At 72.7% G+C, this 17,953-nt stretch carries 11 protein-coding genes; 9 read left to right on the plus strand and 2 right to left on the minus strand.

Going from position 1 to position 17,953, the window contains the following annotated elements; all coding sequences use genetic code 11:
• Positions 1–100 precede the first annotated feature (100 nt).
• Positions 101–580 carry a hypothetical protein gene (locus OG627_RS28150; RefSeq protein WP_329069757.1) on the plus strand — a complete coding sequence of 160 codons (480 nt, stop codon included), beginning with the start codon at positions 101–103 and terminating at the stop codon, positions 578–580.
• Positions 581–619: 39 nt separating this feature from the next.
• Here OG627_RS28150 and OG627_RS28155 read toward each other — a convergent pair whose 3' ends face one another.
• On the minus strand, positions 620–1,528 hold the full coding sequence (locus tag OG627_RS28155) for a DUF4231 domain-containing protein (RefSeq protein WP_329069758.1): 909 nt from the start codon (positions 1,526–1,528) through the stop codon (positions 620–622).
• A gap of 230 nt (positions 1,529–1,758) precedes the next feature.
• Here OG627_RS28155 and fxsA point away from each other — a divergent pair, with 230 nt between their 5' ends.
• The 5 genes from fxsA (at position 1,759) to fxsT (ending at position 10,455) form a co-directional block, all read left to right on the plus strand.
• Positions 1,759–1,923 carry an FxSxx-COOH cyclophane-containing RiPP peptide gene (fxsA, locus tag OG627_RS28160; RefSeq protein ID WP_329069760.1) on the plus strand — a complete coding sequence of 55 codons (165 nt, stop codon included), beginning with the start codon at positions 1,759–1,761 and terminating at the stop codon, positions 1,921–1,923.
• Positions 1,924–1,980: 57 nt separating this feature from the next.
• On the plus strand, positions 1,981–4,236 hold the full coding sequence (fxsBH, locus tag OG627_RS28165; RefSeq protein WP_329069762.1) for a radical SAM/SPASM protein FxsBH, inactivated beta-hydroxylase extension form: 2,256 nt from the start codon (positions 1,981–1,983) through the stop codon (positions 4,234–4,236).
• On the plus strand, positions 4,229–5,014 hold the full coding sequence (locus OG627_RS28170) for an aminoglycoside N(3)-acetyltransferase (protein WP_329069764.1): 786 nt from the start codon (positions 4,229–4,231) through the stop codon (positions 5,012–5,014). Before fxsBH ends, OG627_RS28170 begins: the two co-directional genes overlap by 8 nt.
• Positions 5,015–5,117: 103 nt before the next feature.
• Complete coding sequence (gene fsxC, locus OG627_RS28175; protein ID WP_329069766.1) at positions 5,118–6,449, plus strand: FxsC protein; 1,332 nt, start codon at positions 5,118–5,120, stop codon at positions 6,447–6,449.
• Positions 6,433–10,455, plus strand: a complete 4,023-nt coding sequence (gene fxsT, locus OG627_RS28180; protein ID WP_329069768.1) for an FxSxx-COOH system tetratricopeptide repeat protein — start codon at positions 6,433–6,435, stop codon at positions 10,453–10,455. The genes fsxC and fxsT overlap by 17 nt, the downstream gene beginning before the upstream one ends.
• Positions 10,456–10,552: 97 nt before the next feature.
• On the opposite strand, the gene OG627_RS28185 is transcribed toward fxsT, so the two are convergent.
• A complete protein-coding gene (locus OG627_RS28185) occupies positions 10,553–11,473 on the minus strand; it encodes an alpha/beta fold hydrolase (protein WP_329069770.1) in 921 nt (306 codons plus the stop codon).
• A 416-nt stretch (positions 11,474–11,889) separates the two neighbouring features.
• On the opposite strand from OG627_RS28185, the gene OG627_RS28190 reads away from it, so the two are divergent.
• From OG627_RS28190 to OG627_RS28200, 3 genes are all read left to right on the plus strand, one after another.
• A complete protein-coding gene (locus OG627_RS28190) occupies positions 11,890–13,233 on the plus strand; it encodes a S1 family peptidase (protein ID WP_443073553.1) in 1,344 nt (447 codons plus the stop codon).
• A 224-nt stretch (positions 13,234–13,457) separates the two neighbouring features.
• Positions 13,458–16,958, plus strand: a complete 3,501-nt coding sequence (locus tag OG627_RS28195; RefSeq protein ID WP_329069772.1) for a DNA polymerase III subunit alpha — start codon at positions 13,458–13,460, stop codon at positions 16,956–16,958.
• A complete protein-coding gene (locus OG627_RS28200) occupies positions 16,955–17,935 on the plus strand; it encodes a DNA polymerase Y family protein (RefSeq protein ID WP_329069774.1) in 981 nt (326 codons plus the stop codon). Before OG627_RS28195 ends, OG627_RS28200 begins: the two co-directional genes overlap by 4 nt.
• Positions 17,936–17,953 lie beyond the last annotated feature (18 nt).

Genomic DNA, 17,953 nt, shown 5'->3' on the forward strand with positions numbered 1-17,953 from the left:
CGAGTCTCCGCCTGGTTCTCGGCGGGGGCTCGCCTCCCTGTCTCTGAGAGGATGCCGGTGAAGGTGCCGGGGGCGAGCGCCGCAAAGGGACCGGGGGACTGTGAACCGCATCGGAGTGACCGGCCACCGGAACATCCCGGCCGAGGCGTACGCGCACATCAGAGCCGCCATCGTGGCCGTGCTCCGCTCCCACACGGGCTCACTGGAGGCGCTCTCCAGCCTGGCCGCGGGCGCGGACCAGCTCTTCGCGGGGCTCGCGCTGGACCGGGGCGCCCGGCTGACCGCCGTCATCCCCAGCGGCGACTACGAGGACGGCTTCGAGGACCCGGCGGAACTCGACGGCTACCGGCGGCTGCGGGACCGGGCCACGCTGGAGGTCACCATGGCCTTCCCGCACTCCACCGACGAGGCGTACTACGCGGCGGGCACCTACATCGCCGACCACTGCGACCGGCTGCTGGCGGTGTGGGACGGCCGCCCGGCCCGCGGCCTCGGGGGTACGGGGGACATCGTGCGCTACGCGCGGGAGCACGGAAAGCCGGTCACGGTGATCTGGTGCGACGGCGTCGAGCGCGCCTGACGCCCGGCCCCCCGCCGCACCCGATCACCGCACACCGTGTCAACTCCGGTGCCGCACCAGCCAGTCCGTGTGCTGGGGCGAGACGATGCGCTCGGTCTCGTACACCGCGTTCGACCACTGCTCCTCGGTCACCATCGTCTCCATCGCCGTGTGCATCGACGCCAGGTCCTCCTCGACCAGCGAGTGCGCCGAGATCAGGGGCTGATGGCGGCGGATCTCGCTCCACGCCAGAGCGGCCGCCGCGGCCGCCGACAGCAGCCCCAGCACCGCCGAGGACCCCGTGAGCGAGAAGGTCCGCAGCAGCGCCAGGAAGAGCGCCATCAGGGTCAGCGCGGTGATGGTGGCCGACCAGAGGGCGGTGGCGCGCCGCGAGACGACCGTTCTGCGGTGGTACCAGTTGCGCTGCTCGATCAGCCGGTCCCTGACATACGTCTCCCTGCGCGCGGCGAACGACTTCTCGCGCAGCATCCGCATCGGCGCGGTGATCAGCTCGCCCGCCGCGCCCTGCCCGATCGCCCCGGTGTCCCGGGGATCCTCCCAGCCGACCTTCTTCAACTCGCCCAGCCCCGCCTCCAGTCGGCTGGTGAACAGGCTGCCCGGGTCGGCGGCCGCGGAGTCGAAGGGCGCTCCGTGCACGGCGTAGCGCCAGGAGAGCGACTTGATGAACTCCGCCGCGGAGCGGTTGAGTTGCCAATGCGACTTTGCTCTGCGGCCAGTCGACCGGATGGTGACCAGAAGCACTCCGGCGTACGCCAACGCGCTGAGTGCGCCCATGAGTTGGAACGAGTCACCGATCCGCCACCGCCAGGGCAGCGAGGCCAGCAGCGCGCCCAGCACCAGGAGCAGCAGCGTGCGGCGGGTGACGTTCACCGCTTCCCGCTGCCGTGCGATGGCGATCGCGTCCGCGTGGTGGAAGAGAACCGGCAGATCAGCGTTTCGGAAGACCATGCTGTGCAGTGGTCCGCGTAAGTCGGCCATGCGCGCCCCCGTCTGCTGTTTTGTTGTCACTCGATCAGCGGAATGATGTGTTCCGAACGGTGTGGTGAATTCCCGGCTACGCTTCTGTCCCTTATCCACGCGGCGAGTTGCCGCGCGAGTTCATGAGAGTAAAGTCGAGCCGCTGACACTGCAACGGTGCCGTGTCTCCTGTTCGGACAACGTGATCAAGGACGGCCGTCGTGACCTATCAGACCTCTGTCACCTTCGCCACTGCGAAGAAGAATCGGGTCCCCCTCGCGGAGATCGACGTGCGCGACGCCGCTGTCGCCAAGAAGCTCGGACGCGTTCTGCCGATGCCCACCGGCCGCACCCCGCGCGTTTCCAGTTTCAATTCGGCCCTTTAGTCCCGGTAGTCCTGTTCGGCTCTCCGGCCCCGGGCCTCGACGCCCTAGACTGACGTAATGACAGGACCCCTGGTCCCATTCCGCGAGATCGTCCTCAAGGTCCACAGCAGATGTGATCTCGCGTGCGACCACTGCTACATCTACGAACACGCGGATCAGAGCTGGCGCACCCGCCCCAGGGCAATCTCCGACGAAGCGATTCACCGTACAGCGCACCGACTGGCCGAACATGCCAAGGCCCATGCCCTGCCCTCCGTGTCAGTGATCCTGCACGGAGGGGAGCCCCTGCTCGCGGGGCCCGCGCGACTGCGGCGCGTCTGCGAGGAGCTGACCCGGGCCCTCGACGGAGTCGCGGAACTCGATCTGCGGATCCACACCAACGGCCTCCAGCTCTCGCCCCGCTATCTCGACCTCTTCACCGAGTTCGGCGTCAAGGTGGGTATCTCCCTCGACGGCGACCGCGCGGCCAACGACCGGCACCGCCGCTACGCGGACGGCCGCAGCAGCCACCCCCAGGTCCTCAAGGCCCTCGGCCTGCTCCGGCAGGACCGCTACCGCCCGCTCGACCTCGGGCTCCTGTGCACCGTGGACGCGGCCAACGACCCGCTCGCCGTGTACGACGCCCTCGCCGCGCTCGACCCGCCGCGCATCGACTTCCTGCTGCCGCACGCCACCTGGGACGACTCGCCGCCGCGCCCCGACGGCTCACCGACCGCGTACGCCGACTGGCTGCTGGCCGTCTTCGACCGCTGGGACGCCGGGGGCCGTCCGATGCCGGTACGCCTCTTCGAGTCGGTCCTCTCCACCCTGGCCGGCGGCCCGAGCCTCACCGAGTCGCTCGGGCTCGCCCCCACCGATCTGGTCGTCGTGGAGACCGACGGCACCCTGGAACAGGTCGACTCGCTCAAGAGCGCCTACGAGGGCGCCGCGGCCACCGGGTTCGACGTCCTGCGCCACTCCTTCGACGAGGTCGCCGCCCATCCGGGGGTACGGTCCCGGCAGCTGGGGCTCGCCGGGGTGAGCGCGGCCTGCCGCGACTGCCCGGTCGTACGCTCCTGCGGCGGCGGCCTCTACACCCACCGCTACCGCTCGGCGCCCGGGGCGGGACAGGACGGGGCGGGACAGGACGGGGGTCCCGGCGGGTTCGACCACACCTCCGTGTACTGCGCCGACCTGGAGGCGCTGATCCGCGGCATCGAGTCCCGTACGGCGGCGGCCACCGTCCCGCCCGCCGTCACTGACCCCGGTGAACTCCTCGCGGCCCAGCGGGAGCTGACCCGCTCGCTCCTCGCCGAGCTGCACGCCGAACTGGGCGGCAGGGGCGGCGCCGCCTGGCAGCGGACCTGGGAGCTGGCGGGCGAGGTGGAGCTGCGCTCCGAGGGGCTCGACGAGGTGCTGGCCCATCCGTACACCCGCAACCGGCTGGTCGACTCGGTCGCCGCCGTCCGGGAGGGGCGCCCCGGCGCGTTCGACGCGGCGCGCGCCTTCGCCCCGTATCTGGCCGCCGCCGTGATCAGGGGCGGCCTGGAGACGCCCGTACGGGTCGGCTACCGCGACGGCGCGCTGACGCTGCCCACCCTGGGGACGCTGCGGCTCGGTGGCCCCGGTGAGCACGGGGAGGCCGAGGTGTGCCCCGCCGAGAAGGGGTTCGTGGTGCGGACGGCGACGGCGGAGCGGCGCGTCGTACGGGCCGGTGAACCGGCCCCGCACTGGCGCCCGGTGCGCACGCTGGGCCGGGACGGCGCGCCGGACCTCGCGCTGGACGACCTCGATCCGTACCGCGACTGCTTCGACGCCCCCGCGCACCCCGGCCTCAGCAGGGACGAGGCGGCCGACTGGAGCGGCCGGCTGGCGGCGGCCTGGGGGCTGCTGGGGCGGGCCGTGCCCGCGCAGGCCGCCGAGGCCGCGGGCTCGCTCTCCACGCTGACGCCGCTGCTCTCCACCGGGCCCTCGGTCGGCCGGCACGGATACGGCGCGCTGGGCATCCCCGTCCGGGGCAGCGCCGACGAGCTGGCCCGCGCGCTGCTGCGCGGCTTCCGCCGGGCCAAGCTGCGGGCGCTGACCGAGACCGCCGACCTGTACGCCCTGGACGGCGAGTGGAGCCGCCCCGCGCCCTGGCAGGAGGCGCCCGTCCCGCTGTCGCTGCTGCTGGCGGGCGCGTACGAACGGGTGGGGATCGCCGCGTACGACCCCGACCCCCGCCACCGGGACCACGCGCTGCGGGCCCTGGACACCCTGGAGGGCGCGGCCGAACTCACCGTCGCCGGCCGGAGGGTGCTGGCCGCGCTCGGGGAAGAGGCCGGCCGTGGCTGAGCCGGTGGCCCCGCCCGCGGTCGCCGCGCTGGCCCGCGAACTGACCGCGCTCGGCGTCACCCCCGGCGCGACGCTGCTCGTCCACGCCTCGCTGCGCGCCACCGGGCTGGACGCCATCACACTGCGCGAGGCGCTGCTGACGGCGCTGGGCGAGGACGGCACGCTGGTCGTCCCGGCCTTCACCGAGGAGAACTCCGACACCTCCGCCGCCCATCTGGCCCGCGTCCGGGGCATGACCCGGCGCGAGGCGGCGGTCTTCCGCGCCGCCATGCCCGCCTTCGACGCGGCGGGCACGCCGTGCCTGGCGATGGGCCGGCTGGCCGAGTCCGTACGTACCGCGCCGGGCGCCGTGCGCAGCGCGCACCCGCAGTCCTCCTTCGCCGCGGTCGGACGGCGGGCGGCCGAGCTGCTGGCCCGGCACCCGCTCGACAGCCATCTGGGGCCCGGCTCACCGCTCGGCGCGCTGGCCGACGCGGGCGCGCGGGTATTGATGATCAATGTGGGATTCGCCGCCTGCACCGCCTTCCATCTCGCGGAATACCGGCCCGGCGCGCATATGCGTTCCTATCGCTGTGTGGTGAAAGCGCGGGACGGGAAGCCGCGTTGGGTGGAATATGAGGACGTCGCCCTGGACGACCGTGATTTCGAGGAGATCGGGTCGTCATTCGCCTGGGGCGTGGCGCAGACGGGACAACTGGGAGGAACGGTCACAAGACTGTTCTCGATAAAGGACGCGGTCGCCCACGCGGAGTCCTGGATGACTGAAAAGCGGCGGTGATCGACCGGACGGAAGGGGGGAGGAAGGACACTCGGCTTCGGAATGATTAATCCGCTCGCCTCCCGGTGATCGATGAGGCGGGTGCTCACAGGACGGGGGTCGTGTGCACGCGTCACCGCGGCAGAGAGCGGCTGACCATCGGCCGTATTTCTTCCTGAGCTATGCGCACACGCCGAGAAACGGTGTCGGGGGACCCGACCCGGACATATGGGTGGAGAAGCTCTTCGGGGATCTGTGCGGCCATGTGATGGCCATGACGGATCTCCCGGCCGGGGCCCAGGCCGGATTCATCGACCAGGACATGCGCTCGGGCGAGGGCTGGTCCGAGCGGCTCGCCGAAATGCTCGCCACCTGCCGGGTGTTCGTACCGCTGTTCTCGCCGCGCTACTTCGCCAGCGAGATGTGCGGCAAGGAGTGGTACGCCTTCGCCCAGCGGGTCATCTACGAACAGGCCAAGAACAACACCACGGCGGAGGCGATCGTGCCCGCCCTGTGGTGGCCGGTGCCGCCCGATCAACTGCCGGGCCCGGCCGAGCGGTTGCAGTTCAACCACCGGGACTTCGGGGACCTCTACGTCACCGAGGGGCTCTACGGCCTGGTCAAACTCCGGATATTCGAGAGGGAGTACGAACGGGCCGTCTACGAACTCGCCAAACGCATCGTCAGCGTCGCCGACTCCTCCGCGATAGGCCCCGGGCGCCCCGTCGACTACCGCAACGCGCCCAGCGCCTTCGGCACGAGCGGCGGGCCACGCCCCATGCAGGTCACCGTGGCCGCCCCGACCCGGCACGACCTGCCCCAGGGCCGCACCGCGCACTACTACGGCGGCATGGCCCAGGACTGGAACCCGTACCACCCGGACTCCACGCGGCCGCTCGCCTATGTCGCCCGGGACCTGGTGCGCTCGCTCAACTACCAGGCCGACATCCTCTCGTTCGACGAGGTGTTCGTCCCCCACGAGGGCAAGCAGGAGCCCACCAGGCCGGAGATCCTCCTTGTCGACCGGTGGGCCCTGCGCGACGAGGAACAGCGCGAGCGGCTCGCCGCCTTCGACGCCGAGCACCGGCCCTGGGTGTCGGTGATCGTGCCGTGGAACCGCGAGGACGAACAGAGCAGGGCCGCCGAGGCCGAGCTGAGCGACTGGCTGGAGCGGACCATGCCCAAGAAGATGGGGCAGGGCCGCGCCGCCTGCCGGGCCGCCGCCAGAGGCGTGCCCAGCATGGAGGCGTTCGGCCAGCTGCTGCCCCAGATCGTCGAGGCCGCCGCCCAGCAGTATCTGAAACACGCGGCGGTCTACCCGCCGGCCGGCGGCGGCCACATGGAGCGGCCCCGGCTGCGCGGGCCGATGGCCGCCGAATACGCCACGACGCACTACGTTCCCCAGACGCACGACCTGGCGCCCGATGCGGAGGACACGGATGACAGCACGTCGTGACGGACGCATCGTCACCTTCTACTCCTACAAGGGGGGTACGGGCCGCACCATGGCCCTGGCCAACACGGCCTGGATCCTCGCCGCCAGCGGACGGCGGGTCCTGGCGGTCGACTGGGACCTGGAGGCCCCCGGACTGCACCGGTTCTTCCACCCCTTCCTCGACCCCGCCACCCTCGGCGCCACCACCGGCGTCATCGATCTGATCACCGAGTACGCGTGGGCCGCGACCAGCCCGGCGGAGCGCCCCGACGACTGGCACCGCGAATACGCGCGGGTGCGGCCGCACGCCGTCTCGCTCACCCCGGTGCACCTGGGCTGGGACTTCCCCGAGGGCGGCACCCTCGACTTCGTCTCAGCGGGCCGGCAGAACCGCGAGTACTCCGCGACCGTCTCCACCTTCGACTGGGACAACTTCTACGACCGGCTCGGCGGCGGCCACTTCTTCGACGCCCTGCGCGACGACATGAAGGCCCACTACGACTACGTCCTCATCGACAGCAGGACCGGGCTGAGCGACATCGCCGACATCTGCACCGTCCATCTGCCCGACGTCCTCGTCGACTGCTTCACCCTCAGCGACCAGTCCATCGACGGCGCCGCCGCGGTGGCCCGCCAGATCGACGAGCGCTACGGCGGCCGGGGCATCCGGATCTTCCCCGTGCCGATGCGCATCGACGAGGGGGAGAAGGAGAAGGCCGACGCGGGACGCGCGCTCGCCCGGGTGAAGTTCGACCGCTTCCCCAGCGGCCTCGCCGGGGAGCGGCTCACCGCCTACTGGGGCGCGGTGGAGATCCCGTACCGGCCCTACTACGCGTACGAGGAGACCCTGGCCACCTTCGGCGACGAGGCGGGGCTGAGCAACTCCCTGCTCTCCGCCTTCGAACGGCTCACCGGCTACGTCACCGAGGGCGCCGTCACCTCGATGCCCCCGGTCGGCGAGGAGACCAGGCTGCGGATCAGGGACGCCTTCACCCGCCGCCGGCCCTCCCTGCCCGCCGACCTCCATCTGCACTACGTCGCCGAGAACCGGATGTGGGCCGACTGGGCCGAATCGGTGCTCAGCCGCGCCGGGTTCCGGGTCGTGCCGCGCGACGTCTCGGCCGAACCGGCCGGGAACGGCGCCGCCGGGTCCGGTTCGGGTGGGTTCGGTTCGGGTGGGTTCGGTTCGGGCGGGTTCGGCGGATCCGGAACGCTCGGGGGCAGCGGCGTGGCCCTGGTCCCCGCCGAGTCCGCCGCCCGCACCGTCGTCCTGCTCTCCGCAGCGCACCTCAAGTCCGCGCGGGCCCTGGAGGCGTGGTCGCGCGCCGCGTCCGAGGACCCGGGCGGGGCCCGGCGCCAGGTGGTGCCCGTACGGGTCGGGGACGTCCGGCTCACCGCCCCGTACATCGACCGCAACCCGGTGGACCTCTTCCGGCTGGACGAGGCGCACGCCACCGCCGTGCTGCTGCGCGCCCTGGAGCGGCCCGTACAGCTCGCCGACGCCGTCGCGCCCGGCCCGCGCTTCCCCGGGACCGTGCCCAGGATCTGGAACGCCCCCTCCCGCAACCCTGGCTTCACCGGGCGCTCCCCGGTCCTGGAGCGGATGCGCGACCAGCTCGGCGGCGGCATGGCCGTGGTGCTCCCGCAGCCGCAGACGCTGTACGGACTCGGCGGGATCGGCAAGACACAGGTCGCGCTGGAGTACGTCCACCGCTTCATGGCCGACTACGACCTGATCTGGTGGATCTCCTCCGAGCAGACCGCCGACGTGGTCGCCGGCCTCGCCGAACTGGCCGTACGGCTCGGAGCGCAGGGCGAGGACATGGCGGCGGCCTCGCAGGAGGCCGTCGACCTGCTGCGGCGCGGCGTCCCCTCGCCGCGCTGGCTGCTGGTCTTCGACAACGCCGACGAGCCGGAGCAGCTCCAGCGGTTCCTGCCGCCCGGCGGCCCCGGACATGTCCTGATCACCTCGCGCAACCAGAGCTGGTCGCAGTACGGCGACGCCCTGCCCGTCGACGTCTTCCTGCGCGAGGAGTCCGTCGAGCACCTCCAGCGGCGCGCCCCCGGGCTGACCGCCCGGGACGCCGACCAGGTGGCCACCGCCGTCGGCGACCTGCCGCTCGCCGTCGAACAGGCGGCGGCCTGGATCGCGGAGACCGCCACCCCCGTCTCCGAATACCTGGACCAGCTCGGCCGGCAGGCGGCCGGCGTGCTGGCCCTCAACCAGCCGGCGGGCTACCCGCAGCCTGTCGCCGCTACCTGGAACATCTCCATCGAGCGGCTCAAGGAACGCTCGCCCGCCGCCGTACGGCTGCTCCAGCTCTGCGCCTTCTTCGCGCCCGAGCCGATCTCCGCGAACCTCCTCTACAGCAAGGAGATGATCGAGGAACTCAAGCCGTACGACGTCTCGCTCCAGGAGACGCTGGTACTGGGCCGGGTCATCCGGGAGATCGGCCGGTTCGCGCTGGCCAAGGTCGACCAGGTCGGCAACAGCATCCAGGTGCACCGGCTGGTCCAGGCGATCATCAGGGCCCAGCTCACCGAGGACGAGCAGCACACCGCCCGGCACGCCGTGCACCGCATCCTCGCCGGCGCCAGGCCCGACGGCGACGAACCGATCGACGACCCCGCCAGCTGGGACCGGTTCGCCACGATCTGGCCGCACCTCATCGTCTCCGAGGCCGGCTTCTGCCGGCGGCCCGAGACCCGCCGGCTGATGATCGACCGGGTGCGCTACCTGTGGAAGCGCGGTGACTGGCCGGCCGCTTTCGAACTCGCCGGAGAGCTGCGCGACAACTGGCGCGAGACGCTCGGCGACACCGACCCGCAGTATCTCTATCTGCGCTTCCACCTCTCCAACATCTACCGCTCCCAGGGGCGTTACGTGGAGGCGCGGGAGCTGGACGAGGTGACTCTGAACCGGCAGCGCGCGGTGCTCGGCCCCACCCATCCGCACACCTACATGACCACCAGCGCGCTGGCCACCGACTTCATGACGCTCGGCGAGTACGCCAGGGCGATGGAGCTGGCCGCCGACGCGCACGAGGGATTCAGCGGGATCTTCCACGAGTCGCACCCCCGGAGCCTCGCCGCCGCCAACAACCGCGCGCTGGCCCTGCGGATGGTCGGCCGCTACGCCGACGCGCGCGAGATGGACCAGGACGTCTTCGACCGCAGGACCACCGTCCTGGGACCCAGCCATCCGCACACCCTCGCCTCGGCCGTCAACCTGGCGCGCGACCTGCGGGACATCGGCCGGTACGAGGAATCGGTCGCGCTGCTCAGCCGGACGTACGCCGTCTACAAGGAACAACTGGGACCTCTCTTCCCCGGCACGCTGGCGGCGGCCAAGAGCCTGGCCGTGTCGCTGCGCAGGGCGGACCGGCTGGAGGACGCGCGGCGGCTGACCACCGCCACGCGGGGCCGCTACCGGACCAAGTACGGATCGCAGGCCACTCCCGACTCACTCGCCTGCGATCTGAATCTGGCGGCCGACCACTTCGCCGCCGGGGAACCGGTCGCGGCGCGGGATCTGGCGCAGGAGGTCGTCGACCAGTATCTGCGGGTGCCGGGGGAGCGGCACCCGTACACCCTCGCCGCCATCAGCAACCTGGGCATCTACCACTGGGGCTGCGGAGCGCCCGAGCTGGCGGAGCAACTGCTCCAGGGCGCGCTGGGCACGATGCGGGAGGTGCTGGGCGACGCTCATCCGCACACGCTCTTCTGCACGGTCGCCCTCGCCAGCGCCAAGGCGGATCTGGGCGAGCTGGACGAGGCGCTGGTGACGGAGCGCGGCGCCGTCGCCGGGCTGCGCGTGGCGCTGGGCGCGCACCACCCCGAGACGCTCGCCATCGCCTCCAACATGTGCGTCACGCTGGGGGCGCTGGGGCGCAAGGCCGACGCGGCGCAGCTGCGGGTGGAGACGGTGGAGGAGCTGGTACGGCTGCTGGGCGAGGACCACACGCTGACCCGGTTCGCCCGGGACGACCGGAGGGTCTACCGGGACCTGGAGCCGATGGCGGTGTGACGCGGGCGCGCCGGACGGAGCGGTACGTCCGTCCGGCGCGCCCGGCATCCGGCATCCGGCATTTGGCGCCCGGCATCCGGCGTCCGGCCGCCCGCTGTCATCCGTGCCGGTCGTCCTGGCCGTGCCGGTCGTCCCGGCTGTCCTGGCCGTCCCGGTCGGCCAGCAGCCAGGTCAGGATCCGGGGAAGCGCGTGCAGCGCGTCGAAGTGCGCGGCGGCCGGCTCCAGTACGGCCGTGGCGCCCGGGATCCGTTCCGCGAGCCAGCGGGAGTGGCCGACCGGGGAGAACACGTCCTTCTCGCCGTGCCACAGCAGCACAGGCCCCCGGATGTCGGCCGGGTCGAACCCCCAGGGCCCGGCGAAGGCGAGGGCGTCGTCGATCCAGCCGTACGCCGAACCGCGCAGCGCCTCCTGGTAGTTGCGCAGCAGCATCGTCCTGACCCCGGCGTCGGAGACCACCATGAGGTCGGAGTCGGTCAGCTCCCTGCGCAGATCGTCCAGCAGCCGCACAGGGTTCTTCCTGATCGCGTCGGCGCGCGGCGTGAGCCGGGCCGCCACCCCGCCCGGGTCCCGGTGCGCGGTGGTGTACTCCGCCACGTTCGAGGCGGCCATGCCCTCGAACCAGTCGAGCCCGGCCGCGTCCCACGGCGCCAGGGGGACCAGCGCGGCGGTCCGGGTCACCCGCTCGGGCAGCAGCGCCGCGCAGGCCAGGGCGTGCGGCGCACCGCCCGAGCGGCCCGCGACGGCGAAGCGTTCGAGGCCGAGCGCGTCGGCGATCGCCGCCACGTCCTGGGCCACATCGGCGACGGTGCGCCCCTCCAGGCGGTCGGAACCGCCGTATCCGGGCCGGTCGTAGGCGATCAGCTGCATGCCCCGCTGGTAGAGCACCATGCCGCGCGGGGCGGGACCCAGTCTGCTGCCCGGTGTGCCGTGCAGCAGGAAGACCGGTCTGCCGCGCGGGTCCCCCAGCCGCTCGACCATCAGATGCCGCCCGTCCGCCGCGCGCACCCGACGTCGCACCCCTGCCCCTCTCGCCATACGTACGTGATACGTAATCCGACCGGTCGGAACTCACCGCTGTACGGGCCTGTTCGACCGCGGGCCCGGTTTCACGATGATTGTCCAGGCTCGGAGCCGAATCTGTAAGGTCACATCGCGGAACGTGAACGGAAATCGCGATTCATACGTGGCTCGGATTCAGGACAGGACTAGTCCTCACCGGCCGCCGACGCGGCCGTCACCCCAGGTGTTTCCCGGACATCAACTCCCCTTCTCAGCAGGGGTTTTGTCATGGCCGTCCGACTGACACCTCTGTTCGGGGGATCGTCCTGAAGTCGACCTTGTGTTCGGCTGAAGGGTCTCGCAATAGTGGGCGACCTCATCCCCGCGCCAGAACCCCCCACACACTCCGGCGCGGGCCCCACAGGAGGTTGACCTTGAGCCATCGGCGTATATCCAAGAAGCGTGTGACCATGGCGGGCGGCGCCGTGGTGGCGCTGGCCATCGCGGGTGTCACGCTCCAGAACGCGAACGCCAGTGAGGAAAAGCCTCAGTTCGAGCTGAAGACCCTGTCGGCGACGGCGGCCGGCACTCTCGCGTCCACCCTCAACGGGAATCTCGGCGAGAGCGCGGCCGGCTGGTACTACGAGGCCGGGACCAAGGCCCTCGTGATGAACGTCGTCGACGAGTCGGCGGCCGAGACCGTACGGCAGGCGGGCGGCAAGGCCAGAGTCGTCCAGAACTCGACGGCCGAACTGAAGAGCGCCCGGCAGACCCTCACCTCCCGGGCCACCATCCCGGGTACGTCCTGGGCGGTCGACCCGGTCACCAACAAGGTGGTCGTCACGGCGGACCGCACGGTCACCGGCGACGCGTGGGACACGCTCAGCGGTGTGGTGGACGGACTCGGCGGCAAGGCCGAACTGAAGAAGTCGGCGGGGGAGTTCAAGACCTTCGTCTCCGGCGGTGACCCGATCCTGGGCGGCAACGCGCGCTGCTCGCTGGGCTTCAACGTGGTCAAGGACGGCGCACCGCACTTCCTGACCGCCGGGCACTGCACGGAAGAGATCCAGACGTGGGCCGACGGGCAGGGCAACCAGATCGGGACGACCGTCGCCTCCGCCTTCCCGGTGAGCGACTTCGGCCTGGTCAAGTACGACGACGCCGCCACGGACGCCCCCAGTGAGGTGAACCTCTACGACGGCAGCAGCCAGCAGATCGCCCAGGCGGGCGAGGCGGTCGTCGGGCAGCAGGTGGTCCGCAGCGGCTCCACCACCGAGGTCTCCGACGGCCAGGTCACCGGGCTCGACGCCACGGTGAACTACGGCAACGGCGACATCGTCAACGGGCTCATCCAGACCACCGTCTGCGCCGAGCCCGGCGACAGCGGCGGCTCGCTCTTCGCCGGTGACACGGCGCTCGGTCTGACCTCGGGCGGCAGCGGTGACTGCACCTCGGGCGGCGAGACGTTCTTCCAGCCGGTGACGACGGCGCTCGCCGAGGTCGGCGCGGAGATCGGCGACGGGTCGGGCGCGGGCGCGGGTGCCGGTGCGGGCGACGCCGGTGACGGCGCGGGTGACGGCGCGGGCGACGCGGCCGGTGACGACACCGGTGCCGGTGGCGACCAGGCTGGCGACCAGGCCGGTGACGCTGTCGGCGACCAGGCGGGCGACCAGGCGGGCGACCAGGCGGGCGAAGAGGCCGGCAACGCGAACGAGGACGGGAACGCGAACGGCAACGGCAACGGTTCCGGCTACCGGAGCGGCAACCGGTCGCACTGACGCCCTCTCCGCCCCCCCGCATACGCGAACAAACACGCGCACACGCACCACCGGCTCACCACGGGAGCCCGGACCGCCCGCGCGGCGGTCCGGGCTCCCGTGGTGTGTCCGGGGCCGGACGGCGGCACCGAAAGTCGTATCGCACGCACGTTCGAAACTTGGTCTATGGTGGAGAGCCACGAGGGGGGTGAGAACGGACTGATCCAGGAATCCAGGAGGTGCGGATGCCCGGCTTCACGCATCTGCGCACCGTCTCCGGATTCTCCCTGCGCTACGGGGCCTCCCACCCGGAACGGCTGGCGCGGCGCGCCGCCGAGCGCGGCATGGACGCCATCGCCCTGACCGACCGCGACACCCTCGCGGGCGCCGTCCGCTTCGCCAAGGCGTGCGCCGAGGAGGGGGTGCGGCCGATCTTCGGCACGCAGCTGGCGGTGGGCGAGCGCCCGGCTCGCGAGCGGGACCCGCGCGAGCGCGGCTCCGGCCCCACCACGCGCCGGCGTACCCCCGTGCGCGGCGGCGCCTTCATCGACGAGTCCACGCCCCGCGCGCTCTTCCTCGCCAGGGACGGCGCGGCGGGCTGGGCCGAGCTGTGCCGGCTCGTCTCCACCGCGCACGCGGCCGGCGAGGGCGGCCCGCTGCTGCCCTGGACCGACAACCACGGCGCGGGACTGACCGTCCTCCTCGGCCCGGACTCCGAGACCGGCCGCGCCCTCGCGGCGGGCCGCCCCGACCGGGCCGCCCGGCTGCTGGCGCCCTGGCGGGAGATCTACGGCGACGCGCTGCGCCTGGAGGTCGTGCACCACGGACGTACCGGTACGGACGCGGGCACCGGCCCCGGCTCGCTGCGCCATGCCGCCCGTACCCTCGGCTTCGCCACCGAACAGGGCGTACGCGCGGTGCTCAGCAACGCCGTGCGCTACGCCGACCCCGGACAGGGCCCGGTCGCCGACGTCCTCGACGCGGCCCGCCTGCTGGTCCCCGTCGATCCGCGCCGGGGCCTGGACAGCGGCGAGCGCTGGCTCAAGGACCCGGCCGCGATGGCCCGCACCGCCGAGCTGGTCGCCGAGGCCGCAGGGTTGCGCCGTGACACCGCGCACCGGCTGCTCGCCCTGACCGAGGAGACCGCCGCGGCCTGTCTGGTCGACCCCGAGGACGATCTCGGGCTCGGCTCCGTCCACTTCCCCGAACCCCGGCTGGTCGGCGCCGACCGCCGTACCGCCTCCCGGGTGCTGCGCTCGCGCGCCGCCGCCGGGATGGTGCTGCGCGGCTACGACCGGCGGAGCGACCACCGGGAGTACTGGGCGCGGCTCGACGCCGAGCTGCGCACGATCGACCGGATGAGCTTCGCCTCTTACTTCCTCACCGTCGCCGGGGTCGTCGACGACATCCGGGGGATGGGCATCCGGGTCGCCGCCAGGGGCTCGGGCGCCGGTTCCCTGGTCAACCATCTGCTGGGCATCGCGCACGCCGATCCGGTCGCGCACGGGCTGCTGATGGAACGGTTCCTCTCCACCCGGCGCCCCGGTCTGCCGGACATCGACATCGACGTCGAGTCCGCGCGCCGGCTGGAGGTCTACCGCGCGATCCTCGACCGCTTCGGCCCCGGCCGGGTCGCGGCCGTAGCCATGCCGGAGACCTACCGGGTGCGGCACGCCGTACGGGACGTGGGCGCGGCCCTCTCCATGGACCCCGCCGAGATCGACCGGATCGCCAAGGCGTTCCCGCACATCCGGGCCAGGGACGCCCGCGCCGCGATGGAGGAGCTGCCGGAACTGCGCGAGGTGGCGCGGGACAAGGGGCGCCGCGCCAGGATGTGGGAGCTGGTGGAGGCGCTGGACGCGCTGCCGCGCGGCGTCGCCATGCACCCGTGCGGGGTGCTGCTCTCGGACGCCTCGCTGCTGCGCCGTACCCCGGTGGTGCCGACCAGCGGCGAGCACTTCCCCATGTCCCAGTTCGACAAGGAGGACGTCGAGGACCTGGGGCTGCTCAAACTCGATGTGCTGGGCGTGCGGATGCAGTCGGCGATGGCGCACGCGGTCGCCGAGATCACCCGGGCCACCGGGGAGCCGGTGGACATCGACGATCCGGAGCAGGTGCCGGAGGGCGACCCGGAGACCTACCGGCTGATCCGGTCCGCCGAGACGCTGGGCTGCTTCCAGATCGAGTCGCCGGGCCAGCGCGATCTGGTCGGCAGGCTCCAGCCCGCCACCTTCCACGACCTGGTGGTCGACATCTCGCTCTTCCGGCCGGGGCCGGTGGCGGCCGACATGGTGCGGCCGTTCATCGAGGCCAGGCACGGCCGGGCGCCCGTCCGCTACCCCCATCCCGATCTGGAGGCGCCGCTGCGGGAGACCTGCGGCGTGGTCGTCTTCCACGAGCAGATCATCCGGATGGTGGACATCATGACCGGCTGCGGCCGGGAGGAGGCGGACAAGGTGCGGCGCGGTCTGTCCGACCCGGAGTCGCTGGGCCGGATCCGCGCCTGGTTCGACCGGCTGACCCGGCAGCGGGGGTACGCGCCCGAGGTGGTGGCGCGCGCCTGGGAGATCGTCGAGGCGTTCGGCTCGTACGGCTTCTGCAAGGCGCACGCCGTGGCCTTCGCCGTACCGACCTATCAGTCGGCGTGGCTCAAGGCGCACCATCCGGCGGCCTTCTACGCCGGGCTGCTCACCCATGACCCGGGGATGTATCCGAAGCGGCTGCTGCTGGCGGACGCGCGGCGGCGGGGGGTGCCGGTGCTGCCGCTGGATGTGAACCGGTCGACGGTCGCTCATAGAGTCGAACTGGTGTCTGATGAAAGGAGAGGTGGCGGCACCTGGGGGGTGCGGCTGGCGCTCCTCGACGTGCACGGCATCAGCGAGGCCGAGGCGGCGCGGATCGAGGCCGGGCAGCCCTACTCCTCGCTGCGCGACTTCTGGCAGCGGGCCAGGCCCGCCCGTCCCGTCGCCGAACGGCTGGCGCAGGTGGGCGCGCTGGACATGTTCGGTGCCAACCGCCGTGATCTGCTGCTGCATCTGTCCGAGCTGGCCGGCCCGCGGCGCGCCGCGGGCGCGTACGGCGACCAGCTCCCGCTGGAGGGAGGGCGGCGCACGGCCCCCGCCGGGCTGCCCGACCTGGGGGACGCGGAGCGGCTCAGCGCCGAGCTGGGCGTCCTCGGCATGGACGCCTCCCGCCATCTGATGGCGGATCACCACGCCTTCCTGGACGAGCTGGGGGCGCTGCCGGCCAAGCGGCTGCGAGGGGCGGAGCACGGCAGGACCGTCCTGGTCGCCGGCGCCAAGGTGGCCACCCAGACCCCGCCGGTCCGCTCCGGGAAGCGGGTCATCTTCACCACGCTGGACGACGGTACGGGCCTGGTCGACCTCGCCTTCTTCGACGACAGCCACGAGGCGTGCGCGCACACCGTCTTCCACTCCTGGCTGCTGCTGGTGCGCGGGGTGGTGCAGCGGCGCGGCCCGCGCAGCCTGAGCGTGGTGGGCGCGGCGGCCTGGAACCTGGCGGAGCTGGTGGAGCTGCGCAGGACGGGCGGCCTGGAGGCGGTCGCGGCGGCGCTGGACGCCCCCGCCCCCGCCCCCGCTTCCGGCGCCGGGGCGGGCGACTCCGGCCGGCGCATCCAGCTGTCCACGGGCTACGAGCTGAACCCGTGGGCGGATCTGCGGCCGCCCGGCGAAGGGGCCGCGACCGGACGGAAGTTCTGGCACGCCAGCCCGGGGAGCGCGGGATGATCCTCTGTATACGGCTCGAAGGGAAGAACGACGCCGAGGCCGCGCCCTCCGCGCTGCCGGCGCTGCTCGGCCTCGCCGAGGACATCAGCCCCGTGGTCCAGGCGCTGCCGCCGGACACCGCGCTCGTCGATGTGCGCGGCGCGCGGCGGTACTTCGGGCGGGACGCCGCCGGGATCGCCTCCGTACTGCGGGTGCGGGCACTCGCGCATCTCGGCGTCGGCTGCGCGATCGGTGTGGCCGCCACCCCTCTGCTGGCGAGGATGGCCGCGCGGCGGGCCGCGCCGGGGACGACGCTCGTGGTGGCGGAGGACGAGCGCGCGGTACGGGAGTTCCTGGCGCCGTGTCCGGTCGGCGCGCTGCCGGGGGTCGGCGCCGCGACGGCCCGCGCGCTGCGTTCGTACGGACTCGGCACCGTCGGCGCCGCCGCGGACGTGCCGCTGTCGACGCTCCAGCGGATCGTGGGGGTGCGCCCGGGGCGGGAGCTGTACGAGAAGGCGCGCGGCATCGACCGCACGGCCGTCGCCCCGAACGCCGCCGCGCGCTCGGTCGCCGCCGAACGCTCCTTCCCCCGCGACGAGTTGGACCACGAACAGCACCGGCGCGCGCTGCTCTCGATCACCGAGGAGCTGGGGACGGGGATGCGCGGCACGGGCCGGGTGTGCCGCTCGCTGACGCTCACCGTGCGCTACGCGGACCGGTCCACGACCACCCGTACCCGCGCGCTGCGCGAGCCGACCGCCCACTCGGCCGCGCTCGCCGCCGCCGTATACCGCGTCCATGAGTCGCTCGGGCTGCAACGGGCGCGGGTGCGGGCCTTCTCGGTACGGGCCGAGGGGCTGGTGGCGGTCGAACGGGCCGCCCGTCAGCTGACGTTCGACCCGGTGGACGAGCGGGCGCTGCGGATCGAGGCGGTGGCGGATCTGGCGCGGGCGAGGTTCGGTCCACGGGCGATCGTGCCGGGGTCGCTGGCCGCGTGAGAGGGAGGGGGAAGAGGG

Origin of the sequence: Streptomyces sp. NBC_01429, assembly GCF_036231945.1 — a bacterium.
Lineage (GTDB): Bacteria > Actinomycetota > Actinomycetes > Streptomycetales > Streptomycetaceae > Streptomyces.